The 16,145-nt window shown below is 64.5% G+C and carries 20 protein-coding genes; all 20 read right to left on the reverse strand.

The annotated features are described in order from the left end of the window. Nucleotides 1-7: 7 nt before the first annotated feature. Nucleotides 8-1,705: a hypothetical protein gene (locus RHO23_RS14610; protein WP_423487987.1), complete on the reverse strand. Its 1,698-nt coding sequence runs from the start codon at nucleotides 1,703-1,705 to the stop codon at nucleotides 8-10. Beyond that, nucleotides 1,692-2,657: a hypothetical protein gene (locus tag RHO23_RS14615; RefSeq protein ID WP_423487988.1), complete on the reverse strand. Its 966-nt coding sequence runs from the start codon at nucleotides 2,655-2,657 to the stop codon at nucleotides 1,692-1,694. Before RHO23_RS14615 ends, RHO23_RS14610 begins: the two co-directional genes overlap by 14 nt. Next, entirely contained in the window at nucleotides 2,658-6,479 is a 3,822-nt protein-coding gene (locus tag RHO23_RS14620; RefSeq protein ID WP_423487989.1) for a phage tail tape measure protein, read from the reverse strand. A gap of 2 nt (nucleotides 6,480-6,481) precedes the next feature. After that, entirely contained in the window at nucleotides 6,482-6,970 is a 489-nt protein-coding gene (locus RHO23_RS14625) for a hypothetical protein (protein WP_423487990.1), read from the reverse strand. Nucleotides 6,971-7,023: 53 nt separating this feature from the next. Further along, nucleotides 7,024-7,314 carry a hypothetical protein gene (locus RHO23_RS14630; RefSeq protein ID WP_423487991.1) on the reverse strand — a complete coding sequence of 97 codons (291 nt, stop codon included), beginning with the start codon at nucleotides 7,312-7,314 and terminating at the stop codon, nucleotides 7,024-7,026. After that, nucleotides 7,307-7,507: a hypothetical protein gene (locus RHO23_RS14635; RefSeq protein WP_423487992.1), complete on the reverse strand. Its 201-nt coding sequence runs from the start codon at nucleotides 7,505-7,507 to the stop codon at nucleotides 7,307-7,309. The genes RHO23_RS14630 and RHO23_RS14635 overlap by 8 nt, the downstream gene beginning before the upstream one ends. Further along, entirely contained in the window at nucleotides 7,504-8,064 is a 561-nt protein-coding gene (locus tag RHO23_RS14640) for a hypothetical protein (protein WP_074341521.1), read from the reverse strand. Before RHO23_RS14640 ends, RHO23_RS14635 begins: the two co-directional genes overlap by 4 nt. A gap of 29 nt (nucleotides 8,065-8,093) precedes the next feature. Then, nucleotides 8,094-8,507 carry a hypothetical protein gene (locus RHO23_RS14645; RefSeq protein WP_423487993.1) on the reverse strand — a complete coding sequence of 138 codons (414 nt, stop codon included), beginning with the start codon at nucleotides 8,505-8,507 and terminating at the stop codon, nucleotides 8,094-8,096. Next, entirely contained in the window at nucleotides 8,504-8,752 is a 249-nt protein-coding gene (locus tag RHO23_RS14650) for a hypothetical protein (protein WP_423487994.1), read from the reverse strand. Before RHO23_RS14650 ends, RHO23_RS14645 begins: the two co-directional genes overlap by 4 nt. Beyond that, nucleotides 8,752-9,057, reverse strand: a complete 306-nt coding sequence (locus RHO23_RS14655) for a hypothetical protein (RefSeq protein WP_423487995.1) — start codon at nucleotides 9,055-9,057, stop codon at nucleotides 8,752-8,754. Before RHO23_RS14655 ends, RHO23_RS14650 begins: the two co-directional genes overlap by 1 nt. After that, nucleotides 9,058-9,522 (reverse strand): hypothetical protein, encoded by a 465-nt coding sequence (locus RHO23_RS14660; protein ID WP_423487996.1) that lies wholly within the window; start codon nucleotides 9,520-9,522, stop codon nucleotides 9,058-9,060. Further along, complete coding sequence (locus RHO23_RS14665) at nucleotides 9,506-9,718, reverse strand: hypothetical protein (RefSeq protein ID WP_423487997.1); 213 nt, start codon at nucleotides 9,716-9,718, stop codon at nucleotides 9,506-9,508. The genes RHO23_RS14660 and RHO23_RS14665 overlap by 17 nt, the downstream gene beginning before the upstream one ends. After that, complete coding sequence (locus RHO23_RS14670; protein ID WP_423487998.1) at nucleotides 9,718-11,028, reverse strand: phage major capsid protein; 1,311 nt, start codon at nucleotides 11,026-11,028, stop codon at nucleotides 9,718-9,720. Before RHO23_RS14670 ends, RHO23_RS14665 begins: the two co-directional genes overlap by 1 nt. Nucleotides 11,029-11,054: 26 nt before the next feature. Then, nucleotides 11,055-11,765, reverse strand: coding sequence for an HK97 family phage prohead protease (locus RHO23_RS14675; RefSeq protein WP_423487999.1), 711 nt, complete (start codon nucleotides 11,763-11,765; stop codon nucleotides 11,055-11,057). Continuing rightward, complete coding sequence (locus RHO23_RS14680) at nucleotides 11,765-13,030, reverse strand: phage portal protein (protein ID WP_423488000.1); 1,266 nt, start codon at nucleotides 13,028-13,030, stop codon at nucleotides 11,765-11,767. Before RHO23_RS14680 ends, RHO23_RS14675 begins: the two co-directional genes overlap by 1 nt. A 13-nt stretch (nucleotides 13,031-13,043) precedes the next feature. Next, a complete protein-coding gene (locus RHO23_RS14685; RefSeq protein WP_423488001.1) occupies nucleotides 13,044-13,268 on the reverse strand; it encodes a hypothetical protein in 225 nt (74 codons plus the stop codon). Between the two features lie 11 nt (nucleotides 13,269-13,279). Beyond that, the gene (locus RHO23_RS14690) at nucleotides 13,280-15,052 is read right to left on the reverse strand and encodes a terminase large subunit (RefSeq protein ID WP_423488002.1); all 1,773 of its coding nucleotides are present in this window, start codon (nucleotides 15,050-15,052) and stop codon (nucleotides 13,280-13,282) included. Then, complete coding sequence (locus RHO23_RS14695; RefSeq protein WP_423488003.1) at nucleotides 15,015-15,491, reverse strand: phage terminase small subunit P27 family; 477 nt, start codon at nucleotides 15,489-15,491, stop codon at nucleotides 15,015-15,017. Before RHO23_RS14695 ends, RHO23_RS14690 begins: the two co-directional genes overlap by 38 nt. Nucleotides 15,492-15,609: 118 nt before the next feature. Beyond that, nucleotides 15,610-15,828, reverse strand: a complete 219-nt coding sequence (locus RHO23_RS14700; protein WP_423488004.1) for a hypothetical protein — start codon at nucleotides 15,826-15,828, stop codon at nucleotides 15,610-15,612. A 5-nt stretch (nucleotides 15,829-15,833) separates the two neighbouring features. Next, nucleotides 15,834-16,040 carry an HNH endonuclease signature motif containing protein gene (locus RHO23_RS14705; protein WP_423488005.1) on the reverse strand — a complete coding sequence of 69 codons (207 nt, stop codon included), beginning with the start codon at nucleotides 16,038-16,040 and terminating at the stop codon, nucleotides 15,834-15,836. Nucleotides 16,041-16,145: the final 105 nt, after the last annotated feature.

The following is a 16,145-nucleotide window of genomic DNA, read 5'->3' on the forward strand; positions in this document are numbered from 1 at the left end:
AAACCTCCTAGAACATGTCTCCGGAACCGGCGAGCAGGGCGGCGAAGTTGGCTACGTTGGCGATCTGGGCGAATCCCCGCGAGATGGGGTCCTCTTCGCGAGAGTCGTCGCCAAGAGAGATGAGCGGACGATGCGAGACCAGGCGCCCACCACTGCGCCGGATCGCGAGCACCTGATCGGTGTGCAAGATGCCGCGACGCTCGGCCTGTATCCGGTCCCCTAGCTCGAAGTCCTCGCCGAGCTTGTACGGGAAGCCGTCCAGCACATCGAATTTGAATGTGGTGTACGCCTGGCACTTGTAGTCGCCCTGGCGCAGGCTTTGTACCCCGTTGATGGTGTACGCCGAACCTGTTCCGGGCTCGAAGTACTCGCGCCGCGCATACGGGCCGACCGTGGCCGACCGTCGTGGGTCGACCCACCGCATGTAGGCCAGGAACACGTCGTCGAGCTGGCCTTGATAGAGGTTGTCCAGGCCCTCTGTGCCCTGCGCCTGCCCGTAGAACGCGATGGTCTGGGCCAATTGGGACAGGGCATAGCGGATAGCGAAAGTGATGGCCTGGTTGACCCATTGGGGCGATTTGCCCCCGGTGACGATGTCGGTGGCCTGGCTCTTGTGGATTGTCATCGTCGACTTGAGTGGCCCGCCGTATCCGGCGTCGCGGTACACGATGGGCGGGGGTGCTGGGGCCACCCCTAGAAGACGCCGGATGAACGGGTCCGTCTCCCCGTCCCCGTCCGCGTCGATCGGGAACAGGAACTCTGTGATCATGTCGTCAGCGGTCGCCGCGATCAGGTTCATGCCGCCATCGAGAGCTGTACCCGTCCAGCCGGTGACACCCGACTTGTTCTGAAAATCGACGATGAAGCACGCCCGCGACGGCTTGAGGGTGTCAGCCAGTGGACCGAACATGGTGTACGGCGGCGGATCTCCCGGCAGCCAGCAATAGACCTTCGCGACAACGCCGGCATTTTTGAGCAGCGGATCGAAGATCGTATGCGCGTCTTTCCATTTCGCGCCGAGCGTGCACCACCGCGACTGGTCCGTGATCGGATTGAGCGGCATGACCTGTACCGGCCAATTCAGCGGCGAGACGTTCTCCAAGTAGGTCTCGGGCGCGAAGAGGTTGCGCGGCAACGGAAAGAACCCGTTGAGGGTGTAGAGACGGAACAGGTTGATCCACAGAGCCGAGGCACAGGCGGTCGCCGTGGGGCCACCCCACAGGAACATCTTCGGCAGCTGTATCTCCTGCGGAAACACAGGATTGCTTGCCAGCAAGGTTGTTTCGAGGTAGCGCCGACCATGCAGGCACTTGAGGACGGTTCGGGTGGCCTTGCCCTGCTCTTCGGTGTCAGTGATCGTGTCGACGAATCCGCCCCACCGGTTGCGCCAGTCGTGCGGCTTGTCCGGGTCGAAGTCGAACGTGATGAACAAGTCCTCTTCGGGCTTGGTGTCGTAGACGATGATTTCGCGCAACCAGGCGTTGGCCTCGCCGACGATCTCGATCGTCGCCTCGCCCGCGTTGTGGGCCAGCTCTTCGGCGTCCCACGTCTCCGGCAGGGCGATACGGGAGATGAGCTTGAAATTCTTGTCCCACAACCGGATGAGAGGAGGCTTTGTCTCCCGATTGAGGTAGGCGTGCTGTCTTTCGAGCAGTTGGCTTTCGATCTCTGGCGTCAGCACATGGCCGAGGTCAGGCGTGGGCACGCTCAAATCTCTGCGGTAGCAGTACCCCGACCTTGCCGCCCGGTGTCGGGTGTATCACCTTGAGTGCGCCGACCTCACCCGGCGCTATGGGGCGCGTAAATCCCTGCCCGTGAAAGCGTTTCAGGACAGATTCGCCCGTATCGCCGTAGTTCCCGAGCAGCCATGACAGAAGCTCGGAGTTGCGTATGAACTTCTTGAAGAAGTCGTCAGCCGGATCGGTGGCCGAGATCGCGATACGGTGCGTCGGGTCGGTGTCGATAATGCAGTGCTCGCCGGGCAACAGCTCAGGGACGGGCACCATTTCGCCGCCGTTGCCGTTGGCGAGCTTGATGCCATGATGCGGTGCCGGGGCCGAGACAAAGAACACCGGCCATGCCTCGGCCTCCTTGCTCTGGTTGGCCACATACAGCGTCGCTTCGGCCTTGCCCTGGTTGATGTATCGGTCAACCTTCGGGGGCCTGCGCCAGCGGGGGTTACCGGACTGAGCCAGGTCCATCGTCCAGATCTGATGGTTGTTCCCGTTCAGCCCTGCCGGGTCGTCTTCCATCTCGGTCTCGGTGGGCTTGTCGCGCATAACCGGAATCCACAACTCGCCGAGTCGACGTGTCCACATCGAGAGCCATCCGGGGACGCCGACCGGCCAGTCTTCCCACCACTTCGCCTCGGTGTCGAACCACCCGAATTTGGTGTCCGACATGAGCAGCACATCGAATCCGGGTGTGCGCTTGCCGTCCACGGTGCGCTCAAATTCCGGTGCCCCGTAAGCCGGTTCGGTCCACACCGACTCGTACGGCATGTGCCACAGTCCGCGTATCGGGCCGTTGATCATGGCGCCCTCGGCTCCGGCGTTCCATCCGGTCAGGTGCCAGATGCGGCCCGAGCGCGGCGCGATGTACTTGATGCTGATGCCGTCGCATCGAAGATGTTGGGGAAGGTCTTTCCAGAGCGTCATCTACCCACCCACCGGGGTTCGTCCGCGTAGGCGGTTCTGGTTGCGCTCGGAGATCCCCTGCACCTGCTCGGGCGTGTACCCGACGTTGCCGTTGATCGTGACCGAGGCGTCGTAGGAGGTCCCGCCGTCCACGCCGTCGCCTGCGCCCGCACCGATGGGCGGTGCGCCCTGCGGTAGTTCCATGCCATCGGGCGACTGCCCGCCCTTGATGCCCATGATGGCGTCGGCCATCTTCACGACGCCAAGTTCGCGGATATCGGGCAGCCACGACCCGTCGAGTCCGAAGGTCTCCAAGATGCCGCCGCCGAAGATCTTGATCAGGTCGCCGAGGTCTCCCCCGCCGCCACCACCTGCGCCGCCGGAGCCTCCGCCACCGCCGAACACCGACCCGAGTCCGCCGCCGCCAGCTCCTCCGCGTTGCGCCACGCCGAACTTGCGCAAGTCGCTGTCTTGCTGCGCGGCCTTGCTCGCCTTGTCCCTGGCGCGTGCCTGTCGCTCGGTGGCGTCGGCGAGTTCGCGTTCGGCGACCTCTACGCGCCGCTGTGCGGCGTCCATCTGCTCTTGGCTGTGCTTCTTACCCTTGACCTCTTCAAGGGAGGCCTTGGCCCGCTCTAGCCGGTACTGGTGGTCATCGACAGACTGGTCAGCATTCTTGAGTGCCGTGTTCGCCGAGGTGACCCGATCGCCCGACGCGGACAGCTCCGAGCCGGTCGCCGAGCGATATATACCGCCGCCACCGGAGGATCCGCCACCGGGGGCACGGAATGCGCCGCCGCCTCCGCCGCCGTAGGTCGGTGCGCCAGCGTCAAGCCCTCCGAAGTATTCGGGCGGCAGGTGGGCGTGCTGAGTGAACTGGCTATCGCCCGCACCAGCTGCTGCGCCGCCGAACTGGCCGTTGCCGCGTCTGCCGCCCATCTCGAAGTTGGTGCCATCGGGCAGTGTCGCGGCGGTGTGACCGCCACCTGGCCCGCCGTTGACCCATCCGATATTGAGCGAACCGGCAGGGCCAAGGCCGGATTTGAAGCCGCGCTTGGCCAGTTCGCCTTGCTCGGTCGCGGTGGCGAATCGGGATCCAAACGGTGCCATTCCTGTCGCGTAGTTCGCCAGTGCGCTCACGGCGCCCGAGCAGTCGCCCCAGTTGGTCCCGCCCCACACGTAGGGCTTGCCTTCGACGCCGCTGGCGAAGTTGGTCAGCTGGTCGGCGGAGATGACACCGCCACCGGCCAGCCCGACGAGGCTGTTCAGGTACTCAGGCGATGGCACCCACCCGGCGTTGAGCGCCGCGACGAGCACCGAGCCGCCGCGCCCCATTGCTCCGGCGTTCACTACGCCCTCGCCCTTGGAGACGCGCACGGTGGGTACGCCAGTGGCGTCGATGCCGACCAGGCTGTCTGAGGTGCCGGTGCCGGGGCCGTAGAAGACGCCGGAGTTGGTGCGGCCCGCGATGGTGCCGCCAGTGTTGAGGCTTTGAAGTGTCTGCCCCCAGCTCTTGACGGCACTGGCTCCGGGTATGTCGAAGCCAAACACCTTGTCCGGTAACGCTGATAGGAACATGCCGAGCAGCTTGAGCGGGGCCTTCAGGATGCCAACTACTCCGTTGAAGGCGCCCCGGAATGCGTCACCGATGCCCGAGGCGATGCCCGAGACGGTGTCGCCGAGGAATTGCATGCCGCTGCGAATCTTGTCGATGACCAGCTTGATGATGTCCCAGCCGGTGGTAAAGGCGAGCTTGATGCCTTCCCAGGTGGGCGTGAAGACGTTGCGCCACAGCCACATCGACTTCTCGCCGACCCACTGCATGCCTTCCCATATGCCTTTGATGGTGGGTTGTAGGACCTGCGTCCAGGCGGCTTGCGCGGCGACCTTGATGCCATTCCAGGCGCCTTGCACGATGTTTCGGAATGTCTCGGATCGCCGGTAGGCCAGCACGACCGCAGCGCCGAGGGCGACCAGTCCTGTGATGATCAGGCCGACCGGGTTGGCGTTGAGTGCGACATTCAAGAGCCACTGCGCGGCGGTCCACGCTTTGGTGGCGGCGACGAGCGCGTTGTAGCCGACCGCGACCGCTGCCTGGCGGGCGAACGCCAGGGTCGTTGCGTACAGGGACGGCAGAAGGGCGGTTGTCACGACAGCGGCCAATGCCGCTGCTACGTCACGGTTTTGGTTGAACCAACCCACGGTGGATGTGACCGCGGTGACGACGCCTTCGACGGTCGAGAACAGGGCCGAGAATGCGCCCTTGACTACGTCGATGACTCCGGCCTGATCGAGGGCCGAATAGAAGCCTTGCACGACCGGCACGGCGCCCTTGAAGGCCTCTTCGGCGCGGCCAATGCCCGCCGCAAGGTTGTTCGTGAACTGTTCGGTCGGTCCCTTCACCACGTCGTAGATCGACAGTGCGAACGACTCCACCGAGTTCTGCACGCGCTCCCACGCGCCGGGCAGTCCCTTTGTCTTGGCAGCCGCTACATCAGCGGCGGCGCCCGTCTTGCCCATGGCCTGCGCCATGGCGGCGAAGCCCTGCGCGCCCTCTTTGGCCCCGATGCCTGCCAGGCGGGCGGCGTCCGAGCCGAATGCGAGGGCCGCGTTCTCTTGAAACAATTGCGGGGTGAGGCGCTTCGAGGCGTCTTGCAGCTGGCCCATGAGCGCCTGTAGGCCGACGAAATTGCCCTGTGCGTCGTAGGCCTTCACGCCGAGGGCATCGAGCGCGCCGGAGGCCTGATCGCTCGGTGCGGCCAGGTGCAGTAGCGCGGACTTGAGCAAGGTACCGGCGTCAGAGGACTTGATGCCGTTGTTCGCGAGTAGGGCAAGGGCCGCTGCCGTGTCGTTGGCGCTGATGCCGAACTGGTTGGCGACTGCCGAGCCTGCCTGTAGGCCGTAGGCGATGTCGGTGATCTCGGCACTTGACGCGTTCGCGGCGTTGGCCAGGATGTCGGCCATTTTGCCGGCAAAATCTGCCTTGAGACCAAACGCGTTGAGCGCGTTGGCCTGTATGGTCGCGGCTTCGCCCGCTGAGATCCCGGCAGCTGCCGCGAGTTGCAAGGTGCCCTTGGCGCCGTCCATGGCCTGTTGGACGTTGAATCCGCCCTTGGCCAGTTCGGTCATGGCGTTGGCGGCGTCGTTGGCCGAGGTGCCCGGCAGGGAGATGTCGTTGCCGAGTTCGCGTGCTCGCGCCGATACCTGGGCCATTTGGTCGGCTGTTGCGCCGGACACCGAGGCCATGGTGTTCATGGTGCGCGTGTAGTCCATGCCGACCGTGAAGGCCTTGGAGAGCATTCCGGTTACCGCTGCGCCAGCGCCGACGATGCCGACCTTTCCGGCCAGGCTGGTGGCAAGATCCTTGGCCCCGGAAGCGGCGCCACCGAATACACCTGCGAGCTTGGACCCGATACCCGCCTGGCGGGTGGCCGCTGCCGTGGCGGCGTTCTGGGCCTGCGCAAGATCCCGCGTGGCGTTCGTGGCCGACTGTGTGGCTAGCACTTGTGCACGGCGGACGCGTGCCAAGGCCTCCTCGGCGGCAACGACGCGATCGTTCTTCCCGGAGTCGCGGGCAGCCTGTAGCTTGGCCTCGGCCACGCGCACGCGGCCCACGGCATCCTCTTCGGCCTTGCGTGCCTTCGCCAGTGCGTTGGACGCTGATTGCACGCGCGCCTTGGCCGATTCCAGTCCCGAGGCGAAGGCCTTGCCTGTGTCGGCGCCAGCCTTGCGTCCGAAAGCTGCCAGCGGCCCGGACATCTGGCGGTTGACCGCCTTGTCGATGTCCTTGATGACCGGGATGACCTGTAGGGGGTAGTAGCCGATCGGGTCGGAAGCTCCAGCCACGGTTATACCCCCTTCTGTGATAGGTCTCGGTTTCTGATGACGTTGGCTTGCGCCTCGGCGATCGACTCGTCGACGATGCGTTGCCTCTCGGCCTGTTTCGCCTTGGCACGGTTCGCGCGGGCTCGGCGCTCTTCCATGACCGCCGCCATCTCGCGGGCCTTGGCCTTCTGGTCCGGCGTCAGCGGGCGCGAGGGGTGCGGCTCACCGGTGAGGGCGTGCACCACGTCGGAGATCAGGTAATCGGCAAGGCTCCAAGGAATTTCACCCTCGGCACGTGCCAAGGCTTTCGCGATGGCTGAATCGTGATCGAGGTACGAGACGCGGTTATGGATCATCCGCAAGGTCAGCTTGCGCCGACCGTGCTCGTCGAAACGCCAGCGGTCCCGGTAGTCGATCCCGTGGAACCGTGACAGGTCCGAATCCACTGCCGCCTCGTACTCGTCGAGCAGCATGTAGAGCCAGAGCATGTCGCCGAATGACCCTCGGGCCATCGCGGCGACAAGCCCCTGGCATGCCGTCCAGCGCCGCAGCGCCAGAGCGGTCGCTATTTTCCCAGGCTGTCCATTCCGGTTGCCTTGGCGATCACATTCGAGAACTCCTCGAATTGCTTGTTGGTGGGCTCGGTGCCGAGATACCGGACCCACTGTTCGCCGCCGAGCAGTACTCGCAGCGCGTCAATGGGATTGCCGCGCAAGATAGCCTCGGTGAAGAGCATCGGGAAGTCATCGTTGGACGCCGGGACGGTGTACGACTGACCGCCGTACTCGACCACGATCGTCTCGACGCCCTCGGCCTCATTGCGTGCCGGTGAGTCCGCGCTGCCGGTCTTAGCCATTGTCTTGCCCTTCGGTCTCGGTGTTCTGTTCGGTCTGGTCGCCCTTGGCCTTGTCACTGGTCTGCGCGCCCTTGGGCGGATACCGCACAGCGTCTTTGCGCCGGATCAGGGCCTCGGCCGAGTTTTCATCGACTGAAGCAACCTGGCCCTTGGCGAAGTCGCCCACGTTCTTGACGAACTGGATCGTGATCACGGTGTGGGGATGCCCTTCTGGACGAGGTACAGCGAGAAGTCGCCCTTGGGGAAGATGCGCGAGGTGAACTCGTAGCCCTCGACCGATCCCTCTTTCTTGTTGACGTTCTGCGCCCAGTGGCGGGCCTTGGTTGCCGAGATGTAGCGCTCGATGCGCCCCTCGTCGTCCTTCAACTCGAAGGCGATGTACCGAAGCGCAGGCTTGGGCACCACGATCTGCGTGTCGGTGGAACCGGGCCACAGTAGGTCGTAGGTGACCTTGTTGTCTTCGAGCGCAGTCCATTTGCGCTCATCCTTGTAATCCTTCGAGGCGACCTTGATCACGCCGTAGCCCCAGGCCTTCACGTCGGACTCGTCCCACTCTCGGGACTCCTCGAATCCGGCGTCGCCGTTGAGCATTCCGGCGACCGTCCACAGTGGCGCGGGGCCGGTGCCAGCGGGGAACGGGTCGGCGATCGTCGCCGGAAGATGCGTCGCGGGATCGAACGTGGTCGACCCGTTGAACACATAGACGTTGGCCTCCGGCCACAGCTTCACATTGTCAGCACTACCCGCCATAGCGGAATCTCCCTGTCTCCCAAAAGGGTCTAGGTGGTTTTTACGGTTCTCGTGATCGCTTTGACCACGAACGACGCGAGCAGTGCGCCGGTGTCCTTATCTCTGCCGTCACGGACGGTCATCGAGCCCTGCAAGCGGGCAATGCCCTCGGGCCTGTTGGCGCGAAGGTGTGCGGCGCAGCGAGTTATCAGGTTGCGCAGCGGATCACGCGAGTTGCCGAAGGCAACGACGCGGATGATGGGATCGGTGTAGACGTTCTCGAGTCCCCCGCCACCGTCGTCGGCCACGAGCACGAACACGGGCTTGGCGGGGGTCCAGGCCGCGGGCAATTCCAGGCCAGCCGAAGCGCCGGTCAGCACCGTGGGGACGTATACGGCAAGGGCGTTTTTGATGCGCTTGGCAGGATCGGCCGGCCCACGCGATTCCCCACTTCCCCAAGTCAATTGAGTACCGTTCCGTCAGGGGCAGCCTTGGTCAGCACGCCGTATTTGTCTTGCGAATGGGCGTCAACGGTGACCGCAGAGGCGCCACGGTCGGTCTCGTATTCGGCGACTACAACGAACTGGGCGCCGTTATCCCTGGCGTCCTGGGCGATCTGCTCGGCGATCCTGCGGCGTGCCGCCGCGATGCCGGGATCTCGCTTGAGGATCTTCGAGACGGTCTTGGCGTTGCGTACGAACCGGGCCATTAGTCGCTGGCTCCGTGGGCGAGAACCGCGACCCCGATGCGATCGGTCCATGGCGATACCCAGCGATGGACGTATGCGATCAGGTTGTCGCCGCGCACTTTGATCCGGTGCCCGGTCTGGGTGGGGATGTCGTGCTGAAAGAACGCGGTGTATTGCACGTTCGCGATGTCGCGCCCGACCTCCCAGGCGAGCAGTTGGTTTCCCGGTGCGACGGCCTTGGCTTCAAGGTCATACGGGGTGCCGTCTGGCGGTTGGTTGCCGTCCGCGTCGCGCCGGAATGTCGGTGTGACGGTGACGGTTTCCATCTACGGCTTCGGCTCCAGCGCGTAGAGGTCGATGATCGCCTTCTCGGCGGTCGTGAATGCCGAGCCGGAAACGACAGCCTCGGCACCGAGCCATTGGAACGGCCCGAGGATTTCGCGGTCTCCCGACTGATGTCCTGTGACCGAGGTAATCGCCTCGGTGAACGCCGCCATGTCCGCCTCGGCGAATCCGTGTTCGATCTCGATCACGATGCCCCCGAGGCGATCAGTCCATGGCAACCGTCCGGCCTTGAACACGCGCCCATCAGTCGACCATTCGAGGGTCGCGGGGTCCATGTCGACACCGTTCTCCCGCACGGAAAGGATGGCGCCGAGCCGAAGAGTCGGGAGCCGCAGAAGTGCAGCCCCCGACCCATTCAGCCGCAGGGTATGCGTCTTGACTGGGGTGACGTGCCACCCGCAGTACCGACGCACCAGGACGCCGACAGCGCTAGCGCTGAGAGCCATTCCCGCCCTTGTTGCGTGGCGTGTGAGCCTTGTTGGCGGGCTCGTGGGCCTTCGGCTGGACAAGTCCGCGACGCTCGGCCTCGGCCCTGTCCAGCTGCAACGTGGTGGTCATCCCGTTGATCTCCACATCCACCTCGACGAGGTTGGACGCTTCATTGCCGGTCATGACGGCCTTGTCATCAACTTCGACGCTCATCAGGACAGGGCCACCTTCACGAACGCGGTCGGGCGGGTGACCGCGAAGGCCAGCCGCTCTTCGGCCAGGACTGCCACCATGTTTCGGGTGAAGAAGTCCTCATGGCTGTCGGAGATCGTGACCGTGGTCTGCTCGCGGTCCCACACGACAGCCTTGGAGAAGTCGCCGAGCAGAGGGACGCCCGCGGGCTGGTCCTCGGCCTCCACGATCGGACGGCCCCAGAGGGTCCGCTGACCGATCGCGAATGGCCCGCCGTAGTAGAAGTCGCCCTGCGCGTTGCGCAACAGATCGATCGTCTCGGCATCGGTCGGGTTCATCACCCATGCGTTCGGGTTGACCCGGCCCACGACGCGGGCCTTGGTGATCGCCTTGCGCGTGGTGGTGAACAGGTCAGTGGTGAACGCCTGCGTCTGGACACCCGACCAGCTGTTGATACCGGTGAAGTTCTCCCCGGAGCCGTCACCGACGAGCAGCTGACGCTCTTCGGCGTCCTTGACGTCCAAGGCCAGCTCGTCGTTGATCAACCCTTCGAGCGCTCCCACGTCGGACAGCGACCGCTTGGTGGCGGGCACCCACTCGGCGATCGTCTTCACGTTCGCCTGACGGCGGGCGTAGGACCACGAGCCCTCGGGCTTGTAGCCGCCGTCCGGGTTGCGCACCAGCGGTCCGGCAGAGCCCGGCGCGGTCGGCGCTGCCGAGCTGGTCGCCTCGGGCACGGGCGCGGCTGCGTTCGTGTGGGCGGTCTGCTCGATGTACTCGACGACATCAGAGCCGGTGCGGCGCACCGACACCAGGTCACGCACCACCAGGGGCTTGCGACCGAGCGTCTCGACGATGCCCGACTGGTCCGGCACCACGAATGCGCCAGCGCTGGTGTCGTTGCCACCGACAAACAGGCCCTTCATGGCGATCGGGCTGGACTGCACTCGGGACTTCTCGGGCACCCGGCCATCGGGGAAGCCGGACATCATCGCCTTGAACTCGGGCGACTCGACCACCTGCAAGCCGAGGGACTTCACGCGCTCGCGCACCGGCACAGCCGCGCCCTGCTCGTCGATGTCGCCCTTGGCACTTCCGGGCAGGCCGATCTCGTCGGCCATCGCCTTGGCCGCGTCCAGCAGGTCGCGGTCGCGGCGGGCCACCTTGATCTGCTCCAACAGATCCTTGCCCTTGGCCATGTGCCGGTCGTAGTCGGCGGTCATGTCGTCGGTCCAGCCCGATTCGAGGGCCTTCTCGGCGATCTGGCGGGCGTCAGCGACGGCCTTCTGGGCTTCGCCCTTGAGGTCGTCCAACTTGGTCTTGGTGAGCATGGTTTCTCCTTATCCGTCGTGGATTGTTAAGCGCCGCACTCGATGTCGATATCGAGTGACAGCATTTCCAATGCCGAGGTATCGACGGACGGGTTATCCGCAGCCTTGCCCTCGCTTGATGCGCTGTCGAGGACCAACAGAACGCGTCCGATCGCCTCGTGCGCGGTCCGTAGCTCGTCCTCGTTTTTGGCCGACAGCGCGCGGCCAGCCTTGATGTCCTCGGTCACCTGATCGGTAATGGCCTTGATGGCTACCACCGAGGTGTCCTGGTTCGCGCCGATGGGCACGAACGAGAACTCGTACACCTTCAACTCGCGCAATTCGTATGCGCGAATACCATTTTCAAGCTCGACGCCCTTGGCATCGATGATGTCGTAGGCGAAGCTCAGTTGCGTTATGCGGCGATCCCTGACCAACCGGTAGGTCTGTTTGCCCTTCGGCGATTCGAGATCGAAGACGCCCTTGACCCACCAGCCGTGCTCGTCCTCGCCCATGTCGAGCGCCGAGGCGACGTAGTAGTCGGGGTCGTCCATCCGATGCCCGAACAGGCCCGGCAGGGTGTTGCCCGAGTTCTTCCATGTTGCAATGGTTTTCAGGAACGCACCGGGTGCGACAATGTCGCCGTAGCTGTCCGGGGTCTTGATGAACGTCGAAGGGTAGACGATGAATTCGCCCTCATTCAGACCGTCGTCGGGGCCTGCCTTGACGTTCAGCGCCGCCGTGTTCTTTGTGAGCATCAGTCCTCGCTCTCGTCCTCTTCCGGCTTGTCGGTCGGTCGAGGCGTAATCATGGGATCGGCCTGCGCCAGGGTCGGTTCGTCGTCGCCGTTCTGTGTGACGTTGAGCGGCTGCACCAGCTCGTCGCCGCCCTCGATCGGCGGCAGGTTCTCAAGGGCCCTGGCCTCATTGCGCGTGCGCCAGGGCGCGCCGGTCGACTTCTGGATAGCCTCTTGGCGCTGCTCGAAGTTGCCGCGTAGCTTCTCGTCGAGGTTGAACTCGACGTACAGGTCCGAGTTGTCTGTCATGTCGGGCACCAGCTGCAAGGCGATCTCGTCGCAGATCATCGACAGCCATGGGCCGAGGGTGTCCTGATACAGCATTCGGTGCTGCTCGGTGATATTCGAGAAGGTCGCGTTGTCGAGCAGGCCGAGCATCGGTGGCGGGATGTAGTACGCCGCCGCGACCTCTTCGCGGGTCAGCTTGCGGGCCTCGATGTACTGCAAATCCTTGGGCGTCTGATTCGCCTCGACGAACTTCATGCCGTCTTCGAGAATCGGCGTGCCGCCCGCCTGCGGCCCATCCCCCGCGTACTGCGCCTGCCACTCGCTCTTGAAGCCGATCTTGGCCTCGTCGGACCACTTCACGCCCGGTGGACGTTCGATGTAGCCGGAGGTACGGGCGCCATTGCGCAACACCTGCGAGCGCATAACTGATGCGTTGTGGGACTCTTCGAGCACCTCGCGCAGCGCTTCAATCGGCGGGACACCGCCCACATCCGAGCTGCCGCCGTTGTATCCCCGAAAGAACACCACCTCTTCGGAGGGGATTCGTATGGTGCCCTTGGACCCTCGCAGCTCGAATACCTCGGGGTAGAACCAGTTGTCGCCCTTCGGCAACACCCGCATCGGGTCCAGGCGTATCAGCCCGAGGCCGTGCTCGGTCTTCACCTTCCGCAGGTACGACGCATCGAAGATGCCGAGGTCGTGCACGAGCGCTTCGAGCATCCGGTAACGCGTGGTCCATCCGTTCGGCTGCCGGATCAGCTGCGCCAGCGGGTGGTTTGTCAGCCGTTCACGCTCGTTGTCGCCATGGCGTCGGTAGACGTGAAGGCCGAGTTGCGCGATGTTGCGGGCCAGGTAGGACACCGTGGTTCGCACCGCGTAGTGCTTACGCCAGATCTGCAAGTAGTCCTGTGACAAGCCACCGATGGCCAGCCTGGCGGGCTTGGGCGAGTCGAGCCGGCCAAGGCGTTGCACCTCGCCTGCGGAGACGACAAATCCCATGTGTCGCCTCCTTTTACGTGATCTGTATGTAGTCGATCTGGTTGCGGTCGATCAGGATCTCTCCGTCTACCGCGACCGGGTGTGATCCGGCCTCGTGCACGTGCGCGTCTTTGATCACGCAATAGGTCCGGGTCGCTTTGACGACCACACCCGAGATCGCCGCGCCAGACCACAGGTTGACGAAGGCGCGCCGGTGAAGCGCGTAGCGCAGTGGTCCGGGGATCGGAAAACCGAACATGCCTTCCCCTTTCAGACGGTCATCAGGTGGCCGGTCTCGTACGCGCTTTCGTACTCGACCTCGCGCGCAGCGGTCGCCCTGGCCAGGGCCATGATCAGCGCCACAACGCCGTCGATCTTGTCCCCGGCGTTCGCCTTGTCCGGCTTGACGTTTCCTGCCGGGTCCAAGGCAACGCCGAAGTTGTCGATCTGCCAGCGCATCAGCGGATTGCCGCCGTGCCGGATGAGCGGCACCTCGGGTGTTCCCCGCTTGATGAGCCGCTGCAAGTCCTTGGTCGGCGCGGACATCGAGGCGAAGCCCTGCCCCATCGTCGACATCGGCGCACCATCGGTCGTCAGATCGTTGACCAGCTGCGTGGCGTTCCAGCGGTCGTACGCGATCTCCTTGACCACGAACGCGTCACGGTCACTGGCGATCTGAGCTTTGATGAAGTCGTAGTCCGTGACGTTGCCCGGTGTGAGCGTGAGCCAACCGGCCTTCGCCCACACGGACGCCGAGCCCGCGGTGCGGGCATCGAGTGACTCCAATGAAGCCTCGGGCGCCCAGCTGCGCACCAGCACGTCGAAGGCATCCCCGTCTGGGAACACCCACGCCAGCGCGCACAGATCAGACGTTGACCCGAGATCGAGCCCGCCATAGCACTCGCGGCCCTTGAGCCGGTCGACATCGACGATCGAGGCGTTGTTGTCCCACGCCCCGAGATCCAGATACCGGGTCAATTGCTTGGTCCGAATACCCAAGTGCAGCCGCAGAAATGACGCCAGCTCAGCGGGCGAATCCTGCGCCTTCTTAGCCGCCTGCTGCATGAACCGCTTGGTCGGCGAGATCCCGAAGCCGGGATTGGCCTTGCGCCAGGTCGACTCGGCGAACGGGTCATCGCCCTTGACCAGCTTGCCCTTCTCATACTCGGGCTTCTCAGCGGCCCAGATCACGCCATAGGTCGTGTGATCGGTGAGCGCGCCACGGGCAAGCTGCTCGATCCGGTTGCGCTTCGCGTCATACGGCGTATGCCTGCGGCCACTGTCGGCGGTCGTGATGTACAGGATCAGGGGCTGAATCCTTGAGCCCGTGCCCGTTTCCAGCGCCTCAATCAGGTCGATCGTCTTGTGCAGGTGCAGCTCGTCGACGATGCCGCCGTGCAGATCCGCGCCGTGCTGCGCGTCACCGACATTGGCGACAGGCTGAAAGTAACTCCCCGTCGCCGGATGAGTGATCCTGTTGCGGAAGGCCTTCACGTACTTCTTGAGACCCGGCGCCGAATCGGCCAGCTGACGTATCGGATCGAACGCGAACCGCGCCTGATCCGCCGTCGTCGCGGCGCAAATCACCTGCGCGCCCGGCTCACCATCGGCAGCCGTCAGATAGATCCCGATGCCACCGGCCACCGTCGTCTTGCCGTTCTTACGCGGCAACTCGACATACAGCGTCGTGATGATCCGGGCGTAATCGCCGGTATCGACCGAGGGCGCAACCCATCCGGCCCACGGGGCGATGATGTACGCCACCTGCCAGCAGTCCGGCTCAAGCGTCTGACCGGCGAAGCGGCCCTTGACGTGGCGCAGCTGCCGGAACGCTCGAATGACCTTATCGACGCGCTCGGGGTCGAATGCCGCGCCCGGAACCTCTCGCGGCTCCGGCGTCTTGTGCAGCGGCGGGCAGTCCGGCACCGGATAGCCGCGCGATTCGAGGTACCAGGCGACCTCGGGTGAAAGCTTTAGCGCGTCAAGGTCGGCGTCGGCCCACGTGCTATTGGCCCGAGGCGAAGGGGTTGTCTCCGCCGCCATCCGGGTCACCGGCCCCTCGGGCGATGTTCTGCTCAGACGAAGGTGTCAACCCGAAGTGCTGCGCATACCGCAGTAGCTCCCGACTCGCCGTCTGCGCCACCGTCACCGCAGGGTGCACCGACTCGCGCCCCGACTGCGGATTGATGATCGTCAGGCCCTCGTCCTTGTACATCCGCACCGCTTGCACATACTGTGCCCACGCGTTGCAGTAGGCCGCGAAAGCCGCTCGATCTTCGGGTTTGATCAGCTTCAACGTCGCCAGGGTCGGTGCAACACGAGCCCATTCGGCCTTGCCCTCGTCCGGCAACCACTCGGGAGCTTCCGGCACCTCGCCATGCTCGAAAGCCGCAGGCGGTGGCACTTCGCGGCCACCAGAGTCGCGCCCCTGGCTGCGCCCATTGATGAGCTTTAAGTGTGCTGGCGCAGCGATACGGCCCATCTACAGGCCCCACCCAAAAAACGAAACGAATTCTGAGCACGCGCGAGAAAAGCCACCTCGGCGCAAGTCTGGGCGCCAGAACGTAGAGATAGCGACCCCACTACCCCCCGCGCGCCGTCTACGCATCGACGTGTCCTGCCTCGATATCGTGGGCTCTGAACTCGTCAGCGAGATGCGGCAGCGTAACGTCCAAGGTGACCGCGTTCTCGCCGACCTTACGCGCTCTGGCCTTGGCATCAAGTGTCACAACAACATCGGCGTTGCACTGCGGGCACGCCACGGTGGCAGTGCCCATGTCCCGGCCAATGTCCTGACCAATCTCGTCGATTGTAGCCATCGTGCTCACCTCGCTCTCTTTTTGCCGCGCAACGCATCCTGCGTCGTCTTCTCGGTGTGGTGTGGGTCGCATAGCGACTGGAAGTTCTCGGGGTCGTACTTGTCGCCGCCCTCGGCCAGGGGCCTAATGTGGTCTACGGCATCGGCGATGCGCGCGCATCCGGTGTGCTCGCAGAAGGGGTGCGAGCGCAGGTAGTCATCACGTGCACGCACCCATCGCTTGTCGCCAGCGCCAGTGTGCGTCGAGCCTTCCCATGCCGGGCGGCACTGGCAGGGCGCGCCTTTGACAGCTAGGCCCTTGCACCTGGCGCACACCCG

Source organism: Mycobacteroides sp. PCS013, from assembly GCF_049532645.1.
Lineage (GTDB): Bacteria > Actinomycetota > Actinomycetes > Mycobacteriales > Mycobacteriaceae > Mycobacterium > Mycobacterium gwanakae.

What these genes read in the sequence shown, in the direction of transcription:
- RHO23_RS14615 (WP_423487988.1), bottom strand. Translation starts at nt 2,657, where the DNA reads ATGACGCTCTGGAAAGACCTTCCCCAACATCTTCGATGCGACGGCATC.
- RHO23_RS14625 (WP_423487990.1), bottom strand. Translation starts at nt 6,970, where the DNA reads ATGGCCCGAGGGTCATTCGGCGACATGCTCTGGCTCTACATGCTGCTC.
- RHO23_RS14630 (WP_423487991.1), bottom strand. Translation starts at nt 7,314, where the DNA reads ATGGCTAAGACCGGCAGCGCGGACTCACCGGCACGCAATGAGGCCGAG.
- RHO23_RS14640 (WP_074341521.1), bottom strand. Translation starts at nt 8,064, where the DNA reads ATGGCGGGTAGTGCTGACAATGTGAAGCTGTGGCCGGAGGCCAACGTC.
- RHO23_RS14650 (WP_423487994.1), bottom strand. Translation starts at nt 8,752, where the DNA reads ATGGCCCGGTTCGTACGCAACGCCAAGACCGTCTCGAAGATCCTCAAG.
- RHO23_RS14655 (WP_423487995.1), bottom strand. Translation starts at nt 9,057, where the DNA reads ATGGAAACCGTCACCGTCACACCGACATTCCGGCGCGACGCGGACGGC.
- RHO23_RS14660 (WP_423487996.1), bottom strand. Translation starts at nt 9,522, where the DNA reads ATGGCTCTCAGCGCTAGCGCTGTCGGCGTCCTGGTGCGTCGGTACTGC.
- RHO23_RS14665 (WP_423487997.1), bottom strand. Translation starts at nt 9,718, where the DNA reads ATGAGCGTCGAAGTTGATGACAAGGCCGTCATGACCGGCAATGAAGCG.
- RHO23_RS14670 (WP_423487998.1), bottom strand. Translation starts at nt 11,028, where the DNA reads ATGCTCACCAAGACCAAGTTGGACGACCTCAAGGGCGAAGCCCAGAAG.
- RHO23_RS14675 (WP_423487999.1), bottom strand. Translation starts at nt 11,765, where the DNA reads ATGCTCACAAAGAACACGGCGGCGCTGAACGTCAAGGCAGGCCCCGAC.
- RHO23_RS14680 (WP_423488000.1), bottom strand. Translation starts at nt 13,030, where the DNA reads ATGGGATTTGTCGTCTCCGCAGGCGAGGTGCAACGCCTTGGCCGGCTC.
- RHO23_RS14685 (WP_423488001.1), bottom strand. Translation starts at nt 13,268, where the DNA reads ATGTTCGGTTTTCCGATCCCCGGACCACTGCGCTACGCGCTTCACCGG.
- RHO23_RS14690 (WP_423488002.1), bottom strand. Translation starts at nt 15,052, where the DNA reads ATGGCGGCGGAGACAACCCCTTCGCCTCGGGCCAATAGCACGTGGGCC.
- RHO23_RS14695 (WP_423488003.1), bottom strand. Translation starts at nt 15,491, where the DNA reads ATGGGCCGTATCGCTGCGCCAGCACACTTAAAGCTCATCAATGGGCGC.
- RHO23_RS14700 (WP_423488004.1), bottom strand. Translation starts at nt 15,828, where the DNA reads ATGGCTACAATCGACGAGATTGGTCAGGACATTGGCCGGGACATGGGC.